Source organism: Lentzea albida, assembly GCF_900111005.1.
GTDB classification, from domain to species: Bacteria; Actinomycetota; Actinomycetes; order Mycobacteriales; family Pseudonocardiaceae; genus Lentzea; species Lentzea albida.
Genome location: NZ_FOFV01000028.1, coordinates 84,259 through 93,271, shown reverse-complemented (window position 1 = coordinate 93,271; position 9,013 = coordinate 84,259). Strand labels below are relative to the sequence as shown.

Annotated in this window: 7 protein-coding genes; 2 read left to right on the top strand and 5 right to left on the bottom strand. The window is 68.9% G+C overall.

The window, feature by feature from the left end:
• Positions 1-113: 113 nt before the first annotated feature.
• Genes BMY74_RS41560 through BMY74_RS41550 form a run of 3 tightly spaced genes read right to left on the bottom strand, consistent with a single transcriptional unit; the run spans position 114 to position 3,736 of the window.
• Positions 114-1,247: a cytochrome P450 gene (locus BMY74_RS41560; protein ID WP_089927172.1), complete on the bottom strand. Its 1,134-nt coding sequence runs from the start codon at positions 1,245-1,247 to the stop codon at positions 114-116.
• A 3-nt stretch (positions 1,248-1,250) separates the two neighbouring features.
• The gene (locus BMY74_RS41555) at positions 1,251-2,312 is read right to left on the bottom strand and encodes a DegT/DnrJ/EryC1/StrS family aminotransferase (protein WP_089927170.1); all 1,062 of its coding nucleotides are present in this window, start codon (positions 2,310-2,312) and stop codon (positions 1,251-1,253) included.
• 11 nt (positions 2,313-2,323) lie between these two features.
• Positions 2,324-3,736: a glycosyltransferase gene (locus BMY74_RS41550; RefSeq protein ID WP_089927167.1), complete on the bottom strand. Its 1,413-nt coding sequence runs from the start codon at positions 3,734-3,736 to the stop codon at positions 2,324-2,326.
• A 250-nt stretch (positions 3,737-3,986) separates the two neighbouring features.
• On the opposite strand from BMY74_RS41550, the gene BMY74_RS41545 reads away from it, so the two are divergent.
• Together BMY74_RS41545 and BMY74_RS41540 are read left to right on the top strand one after the other, a co-directional pair.
• A complete protein-coding gene (locus BMY74_RS41545; protein WP_089927164.1) occupies positions 3,987-5,411 on the top strand; it encodes a class I adenylate-forming enzyme family protein in 1,425 nt (474 codons plus the stop codon).
• The gene (locus BMY74_RS41540; protein WP_218159938.1) at positions 5,408-6,319 is read left to right on the top strand and encodes an ACP S-malonyltransferase; all 912 of its coding nucleotides are present in this window, start codon (positions 5,408-5,410) and stop codon (positions 6,317-6,319) included. The genes BMY74_RS41545 and BMY74_RS41540 overlap by 4 nt, the downstream gene beginning before the upstream one ends.
• Before the next feature lie 121 nt (positions 6,320-6,440).
• Here BMY74_RS41540 and BMY74_RS41535 read toward each other — a convergent pair whose 3' ends face one another.
• Complete coding sequence (locus BMY74_RS41535) at positions 6,441-8,099, bottom strand: flavin monoamine oxidase family protein (RefSeq protein WP_089927161.1); 1,659 nt, start codon at positions 8,097-8,099, stop codon at positions 6,441-6,443.
• Positions 8,100-8,131: 32 nt separating this feature from the next.
• Positions 8,132-8,929, bottom strand: coding sequence for a nitrilase-related carbon-nitrogen hydrolase (locus BMY74_RS41530; protein WP_089927157.1), 798 nt, complete (start codon positions 8,927-8,929; stop codon positions 8,132-8,134).
• Positions 8,930-9,013 lie beyond the last annotated feature (84 nt).

Sequence of the window (9,013 nt, the reverse complement as noted above, 5' to 3'; positions counted from 1 at the left end):
CGGCCCCGGCCACGTTCGGACTGCTCCACGCGACGGCCTGGTGACTGCACGAGAAGAGGCCAGGGCCGAAAATTCCCGGCCCTGGCCTCTTCTCGCGTTCCTTCCGGTGAGGACTACCAGCTGACCGGCAGGGCGTGCAGTCCGAAGAGGACGCGGTCGTACTTGAACGGGAGTTCCTCGACGGGGACGGCGAGCCGCAGGGACGGAATCCGTTCGAACAGCGACCGGAAGGCGATCTCCATCTCGGCGCGCACGAGGTTGTGGCCCAGGCACAGGTGGGCGCCGTGGCCGAACGCGACGTGGTGGCGCTCCGCCCTGTCCGGTTTGAACTCCGCCGGGCAGGAGAATGCGCCTGGGTCGTGGTTGGCCCCCGCGAGCAGCGGGATGACTCCCTCGCCCGCCTTGATCAGCTGACCGGCGATCTCCACGTCCTCGACGGCGGTGCGCAACGCCACGATGTCGGCGACGGAGTGCAGCCGCAGGAGCTCCTCCGTGACCCGGTCGTCACCGATCCACCGCGGGTTGGCCAGCAGCGTCACGACCCCGAGGGCGATGTTGTTGGCCGTCGTCTCGTGCCCGGCGATCAGCAGCAGCATCGTGACGCCGGCCAGTTCCTCCGGCGTGATCGTGCCGGCGTGGATCAGCCTTGTCGTGAGGTCGTCTCCGGGCCGCTTGCGCTTGACGGTGATCAGCCGGCCGAGGTAGCGCAGGATCTCCTTGCCGGCGGCGTCCCGTTCCTCGTCGGACGACGAGATGGTGACGAGCGTGCGCGTCTTCGCCTCGAAGAACTCGTGGTCGGCGTAGGGGACCCCGAGCAAGTCGGTGATCACCAGCGAGGGCACCGGGAGGGCGAACGCGCTGACGAGGTCCGCGGTGCCGCCCGCGGCGAGCATCGAGTCGATCAGGCCGTCGACGATGCGCTGGATCGACGGCCGCATCTCCTTGATCCGCCGCACGGTGAACTCGGGCAGGAGCGTTTTGCGGAACCTGGTGTGCTCGGGAGCGTCCAGGCCGACGAACCACCCCGGCACGTCGGACTGCGACGGCACGCCGCCGGTACGGCCGGGGTTGGGGAAACCGGGATGCGCCGGGTTGGAGCTGATCCTGGGGTCGGTGAGGACCGCCTTCACGTCCTCGTGCCGGGAGATGAGCCAGACCGGGGCACCGCCCGGCAAGGTGATCCGGGTGAGACCGGGCTGCTCCCGGAACCGCGCGTAGTCCGGCGGCGGGAAGTTCGGTGCGGACAACGCTCACTCACCCTTCTCGTAGAACTCCCGGACCTTGCCGACGATGTGGTCCTGGTCGGCCTCGGTGAGCTCGCCGTAGGTCGGCAGGTACAGGCCGTCCTCGCTGAACCGGTTCGCGTTGAGCGTCCACCAGTCCGGGTCGAAGTACCCCGGTTGCCTGCTCATCGGCTTGAAGAACACCCTCGTCTCGATGCCGTTCCGCGTGAGGAAGGCGCGGAGCTCGTCGCGGCGTTCGGCGCGGATGTCGTACATCCAGAGCACGTCCCGCGGCGGCATCAGCGTCACGCCTCGCACGCCCGTCAGGCCCGCGTCGTAGCGCTGTTCGATGTCGCGACGTCCGGCGAGGATCTCCGGCAGCCGCTCGACCTGGGCCAGTGCGACCGCCGCCTGCATGTTCGTCATCCGGAAGTTGTAGGCCAGCTTCTTGTGCAGGAAGCTGTGGTCGTCGCTGAACGCCATGGCCCGCAGGTGTCTCATCTGCCCGGCCAGCACCGGGTCGTCGGTGATCGCGATGCCGCCCTCGCCGGAGGTGATGATCTTGTTGGCGTACAGGGAGAAGCAGGCGATGTCAGCGACCGGCAGTACACCGTGCGCCTCGGCGGAGTCCTCCACCACCCGCACGCCGTAGTCGCGGGCGATGCTCATGATCGCGTCCATGTCGCACCGGCGGCCGTAGACGTGGACCGGCATGATCACCTTGGTGCGGCTGGTGATCTTCTCCTCGATCCGGGTGACGTCTATGTTCAAGTCGTTGCCGCAGTCCACGAAGACCGGTGTCGCACCGGTGTAGGTGACCGCCCACGCGGTCGCGATCATGGTGAACTCCGGGACGATCACCTCGTCCCCGGGACCGACGCCGAGCGCTCGCAACGCCAGGGTGAGCGCCGCGGTACCGGACGAACAGGCGACGCCGTGCGCGATGTCGTTGTAGTCCGCGAAGGCCTGTTCGAACATGGCGACGTAGGAACCCTGCGACGAGATCCAGCCCGCGTCGACCGCCTTGAAGACGTACTCGCGCTCACGCCCTCCGAGCCAGGGCTGCGAGACCGGGTACTTGAACGTCATGTGTCCTCATCTCAGGAAGCAGTGCTCCGCCGCGGGGGACGGGCGGAGGTGAGGGCGGGGAGGTCCAGCAAGAGGTCGGCGGCCGTGACCCGCCCGCCCGCGGCCCGCTGGAGCCGGCCGATCAGCTCGGCGCGCCTGCGGAAGGAGTCATCGCCGAGCACCCTGGTCAGTTTGTCGGTCACGTCGTCGGTGTCGATCGTCTCCGGCTGGTCCAGGGTGAGACCGAGGCCGAGGTCCTGGACGCGGACCGCGAGGTCGTGGCAGTCCATCCACAGCGGTCGTGTGACGAGTGGTGTGCCGAAGTACAGACCCTCGTGGACACCGTTGCTGCCCGCGTGGGTGAAGAAGAGCCGCACGTTCCGGTGGGCCAGCACGTCGAGCTGGGACGGCACCCAGGCTTCGATCCGGAGGTTCTCCGGGAGCCGGTCGTCCGGGGGCAGCAGGTGCTGCTGCTCGAGGGGGAGCTTCCAGAGGAACTGGTGCCGGTGCATTCGCCGGACCACCGCCACGAGTGATGCGACCTGCTCGCGGGTCAACCGGGTGATCGTGCCGAAGCCGAGGTACACCACGGAGTCCTGTGAGTCGAGCCACCGGGTGAGTTCGTGGTCTCCCGGCGCCTGCGGCAGGGGCGGGACGAGGGCGCCGACGGTGCGCATCTTCTCCGGCAGCGAGAAGGGGTAGTCCATCTCGGGAATCGAGTAGCAGAGCACCAGTTCGGCCTGGTCGATCCGTGCCATCTCGCCCTTGGCCGCCGGTGCGATGCCGTGCCGCCGGCGGAGCTCGGCGTCCTCCTCCACGACCTTCCGCATCGACGGCGTCAGGAACGGCAGCAGGGTCCTGATCTTCATCAGGTGGTTGGCCAGCCGCTGACGGCGGTTCATCGGGTAGGGAAGTCCGGAGTGCGGGACCGGGAAGTCCTTCGGCGTGCGCGACGTGCCCAGGTGGGTGCGGGTCGTCAGCACGTTGCTCGGCAGGAAGGGAACCCCGAGCACGAAAGGGGTGCCGGTGGTGATGGCCAGCTCGCAGCCGAACTGGCTGATGCTGTCCACCACCATCAGCGCCGGGCCGATCGACTCGGCGGCCGCCTTGAGCCTCGCGTACTTCTCCATCCGGCCGCGGGGCCGGAAGGTCTGGCGGATCACCGCCTGGTTCGCCTTCGACTTCGACTTCTGGGTGACCGCGCGGTAGACCTCGTCCTCCCACGAGGTCGCGGACATCTCGGAGTCGACCTCGCCCAGCGACACGAACGAGACGGGCGAGGCAGCGGAAAGCGCTTCCACCTCCGCCCGCCGGTTCTCGTCCGTCGCGAAGTGGAGGTCGGGGACGCCCCTGCGCGCCAGTTCCCCTGCCAGCACGAGCAAAGGATTGATCAGTCCGCTCTCCGGATAGCTGACGAACAGGACGGGTCGCCGGGTCGACGCCATGAACAACACTCTCCACCAGGTGGGGGCCGCCAGGAGTCCTGGAGACACCGGGACAGTCCCGGCATCGTCGCCGACCAGGTCCGCGGCTGTCCCGGGTGGCGGGCGACCTCGAGAGAAACCCCTAGTGTTCCGGCCGCGCCCGGCGGTCGATCATCCACTTTCGAGTGAATTCCCTCGTGCTGGGAGATGACACTGGCCCTGCTTCGAGAAACCGAACGTGCCAGGGCGGAAGTCGAAGGAAGGTCCTGAGATGGCGAAGATCTGCGGTGCGGACACCGTCCGCACGTTGGAGGACCTCGAGCAGGACGCAGTGCGCATCGCTGCCGAACTCGGTGAACGAGGGCTCCACCGGGGCGACCGCGTCCTGTTCAAGGCGCAGAACTCGGTCGGCTACGTCACCGTGCTGCTGGCTCTGATGCACGCGGGCGCGTCGATCGTGCTGCTCGACCACAACGAGCCCGCCGAGGTGACCGAGCGGGTGATCGGTCAGGCGCGCGTGGTGCTGTGCGTCGCCGACGAGGACGCGGTGGTGCCGGAGACGGCGGTCGCCGTCCTGACGATCTACCAGCTGCAGCTGGCCGCCGCGGGACGCGCCGTGCGCGACGAGGTGGACCTGGACGTCCGAACCTGGTGCGAGCTGCCGGACGGCCTGCTGATGTGCTCGTCGGGATCCACGGGAACACCGAAGCTGGTCGTCAAGACGGGAGCGTCGTTCCTCGCGAACCTGCGGCGCAACATCGACCTGGTCGGGCACGTCGGCACCGACGTGCTCGTGCCGTTGCTGCCCTTCTCGCACCAGTACGGGCTGTCCATGGTGCTGATCGCCTGGCTGGCCAGGTGCTCCCTGGTGGTCGCTCCCTACCGCAGGCTGGACCACGCCCTGCGCATGGCGGGCCTGTGCGGTGCGACCGTCTTCGACGCCACTCCCGCCACGTACCGCAGCATGGTCAACATCGTCCGGACGCGGCCCGCACTGCGCACCGTCGTCGCATCGGCGCGGATGTTGTGCGTCGGTGCGGCTCCGCTGTACCCAGGTCTGGTGGACCAGTACGTCGAGGAGTTCGGCATGCCGCTGCTCGACAGCTACGGCAGCACCGAGATGGGCAACGTGTCGTTCGCGTCGGTCGGCAACCCGGTCGCCTGCGGGCCTGCCGTGCGCGGCGTCGACCTGTCCGTCGTGGACGACGACGGAGCCGAGGTTCCCGCGGGCGTCACCGGCGAGATCATGGTCCGCACGCCGGACCTGATGACGGGCTACCTCGACGAGAACGGCGTGCTCGATCCGGTCGAACCGGGGTGGTTCGCCAGCGGGGACTTCGGTTTCCTCGACCAAGCGGGCAACCTCCACGTGCTCGGCCGCAAACGGGCGGTGCACCGCATGGGGCACACGCTCTACCCGGACATGATCGAACGCAAGATCGGTGCGGCCGGGTGCTCGGCGAAGGTCGTCGCACTGCCCGACGACCGCCTCGGAAGCTTCCTCGTCGCGTTCGTCGAGGACGACCAGAACCGGCCGGCGTCGTACTGGAAGGAGCAGTTCATGCCGGTGTTGCCCGCGTACGAACAGCCGAACCGGGTGGTCGTCGTCAAGAACTTCCCGCTCAACCGCAACGGGAAACCGGACGGCAAGCGCCTCGAGGAGATGGCGCTGGAAGGCGCGAGCGTCGCGTCATGACCGAGGGCATCGCGCTGGTCTTCCCGGGGATGGGAGCGGCGGGTTTCGCCGACATCGGCCGGTTCCTCGTCCTGGACCGGTACGCGCGGGAGCGCACGGAGGAAGCCGACGGGGTGCTGGGCGGGTCGTTGCTCGCCGGGTTCCGCGCCGAGGGCGACCAGTACGGGGACTTCTCCCAGATCGCGTTCCTGGTGTGCTGTCTGGCGCTCGCTGATCGGGCCGAGCGCGAACTGGGCGTGAAACCGGACTTCTGCGCCGGCCCGAGCCTCGGACAGCGGCCGCTCGCGGTGTACACCGGTGCTCTGGGCTTCGCCGACGCCGTGCGGATGACCATCGAACTCGCCCGCTGTGAACGGGAGTACTTCGCCTCGGAGCCGGAGGAGTTGGTGACGCACTGCTTCGTGCACGTGCCGGACGAGCCGTTCCACGCGCTGCTCGCGGAGCTCACCGAACGGGACGAGTGGATCGAGGTGTCGGGCACGCTGGACCGCGGTGGGTACCTGGTGTCGCTGCGCGCGTCGTTGCTGGACGAGGTCATCTCGTCGGTCCGCGCCGCGGGCGGGTACTCCATGCGCACCATGCGCCCACCGGTCCACGCCAGGCGGTTCGCTCCTCTGCGCCAGAAGGCCGAGGCCGAGGTCGTGAGCCGCTACGAGTTCGCCGATCCCCGCGTGCCCGTGGTCGCCGATCAGGACGGCAGGCTCGTCGGTTCGGCCGCGGGGGTCCGGCGGATGGTGCTGGAGACGTTCGACCAGCCCATCGACTGGCCGGCGGTGGTCGGCACCCTGACCGGCCGCGGGGTGTCGACCGCGTACATCACCGGGCCCGATCTGTTGTTCCACCGGCTCGACTGCACCACCCGGAACCTCCGCGTCGTGGCCGTCACGCCCAAGACCGCGTGGAAGTGAGGTTCTCGCGGCAGATCCCCGGGAAGAACTCCTGCGTTCCAGCCCCGCTACCGGTCGGTAGGCGGGGCTTTCGCTCTGCGGCACAGTGCAAGAGCCGCACGTGGGGATCGGGACGAGGTGGTCAGAGGGGCAGCTCGACCGGAGCGAGCTCGTCGAACCGGTCACCAGGACCTGGGTTCGTCGGATCGGTACCGCCGCCGAGGTGGTTCATCACACCCCAGACCGCGTTCAGCGCGCTCGTGACAGCCCCCTCCGCGAAACCGCCGAGCCACGAGACGTCGTCACCGCACAGGAAGAAGCCGCGCTGGGCGGCCGGTGCGTCCCGCTGCACGAACTGGGTGAACAGCCTGCGCTGGTAGCGGTACTGGCCCGGCAGGTTCTGCTTGAACGCACCCATGAACAGCGGTTCGTTCTCCCAGGAGATGGTGACGGGCTCGCTGATGACGTGGGAGGCGATGTCGACACCGGGGTAGATCGCGCTCAGCCGTCGCAACAGGACGGTGAGCCGCTGCTGGTCGGTCATGGTGCGGAACTTGGCGGAGTCGTCGTTCCAGGTGTACGACAGGCACATGACCCCGGGCCGGTCGGGGCCGTGGTCGAACAGGTAGACGCCACGAGGGCTGCGATCGGTGAGGGTCATCCCCATCGCGTGCTCACCGGTGTGCTCGTCGGTGTCGAGCCAGAACGGGCGGTCGCTGAGCACGAACAGCTTGGACGAACTCATGTAGTGCGTCCGTTCGACAGCTGTCCACTGCGGTGCGCTGAGCAGCTCGGCGGAGCAGTCGATCGATCCCAGCAGCGTCCACACGTGCGGTGTGAACACCACGGCCGGAAAGCGTGAGAGTCCGCCGCCCGCGTCCTCGACAAGGATGTCCGCACCGTCCCTGCCGAGTCGGGTCACGCCGGGCCGGGGCGCGTCGTGGTTGAGCGAGGCGATCGTGGTTCCCGGCCGCCACCGCGCCATCCGTGCCGGCGAGTGGGACCACAGGCCCAGCGGAAGGCGTTGCGCGCCACCGACGATGCTGACCTGTTCGCCGTCGTCCGCGTGGGCGTACACGACGCGCAGGATCTCGAGCGCGGAGTTGGGGAAGTCCGTGTCCCAGCCGCCCGCGCCGAAACCGACCTGGCCGAAGATCTCGCGGTGCCGGAACGAGGTGAACGCCGCGGAGTCGGCGAGCAGACCGTAGAACGACTGGTCGTCGAGTCGGTGCACGAGGCGGTTCCAGACCACCTTGATCAGGTCGACGTCCCTGCGGCGGATCGCGTCCTCCATCGTGAAGAGCTCGGCCTTGTCCCGCAGCGTTTTGTCCCAGGCGTCGGCCACCTCCTGGTAGATCGAGGGCAGCAGCATCTGCGAGCGGCCTTGGTGCGTCACGCCGTTCAGGTTGATCACGGTGCTGGGAGTGCACGGCGCGAGGGGGTTGGGAAAGGGTGAGGTGGGCAGGTCCAGCTCGTGGATGTAGTGGAACAACGTCCGGGCGGTCGGCGCGAACCTCATCGCGCCCAGGTCGGCCACGCAGCCGGGGTGGCCGGGGAATCCCGCCGACCGCATCCTCCCGCCGAGCTGTCCCGCCTCGTACACGACGGGTCGCAGGCCCATCCGCATGAGCTCGTACGCCGCGACGAGACCCGAGATGCCACCGCCGATCACCGCGACCGGAGTGCCGTGCAGGTCCGCGGGAACCTGGCCCAGCCCGGCCGGGTGGCGCAACCACTCGTCGTAGCTGAACGGGAAGTCGGGGATGAGCATGGCGAGCTGGTCGGTCGGGGCAGGGGTCATGGCGATGCCCGCCTCTCTGGCAGTGTCGTGCCTCAGCGCTCGGTGACGAGGTCCTGGTACAAGTCGGGGCGCCGGTCGGCCAGGTACGGCGTCTGGAGCCGGGCCGCGACGATCTCGGCCGGATCGATGTCGGCCACCAGCAGCGCCTCGCCGTGCTCCGGCGCCGTCTGCACCCGGCCGTGCGGGGTCACCACCCTGGTCAGACCGCAGTAACTCACCGCTCCGTCCACACCGGACCAGTTGACGTAGCTCACGTACAGCTGGCTCTCGAAAGCCCTGGCGCGCACCAGGGTGCGCGTGACGACGCTCCACGGCCTGGCCAGCGCACCGGGCACGGCGAGCAGCTGGGTCCCTCGCAGGGAGTGGGCCCGGACCAGCTCGGGGAACTCGACCTCGTAGCAGATCAGCAATCCCACGGTGACGCCGGCGACCCGGGCCTGGACGACAGCCCCGTCGCCCCTGTCGAAGACCGCGGCTTCCGCGTCGCCGAAGAGGTGCGACTTCCGGTGGACCGCGACCACTTCACCTCGTGCGTCGACGAGCTGAACGGTGTTGTACGTGCCTTCTGCCGTCCTCTCCGGACAGCCGTACAGGATTGCCACGCCCTCGCGTGCGGCGATCGATGCCGCGCTGCCGGCCGCCTCCGCCGCCAGGTACGCCGCGTGCTCGACGTCCGGACCGTGCGTGCGGTACCCGGTCAGTGACAGCTCCGGCGTGACGAGGAGGTCCGCGCCGGCCCCGCGAGCACGCCGCGCCGCGTCCGCGAGTCGGTGGACGTGTCCGTCCACCGACTCGTTCTGCGCCTCAGCCTGCCAGCACGCGAGCCTCATGATGTGGTCCCTCCAAGACCTGTGCCGGACCCGGTCGTGGCCCGGGACGTCCAGCGCTCACATCTTCTGGTTCCGGGCCACCGG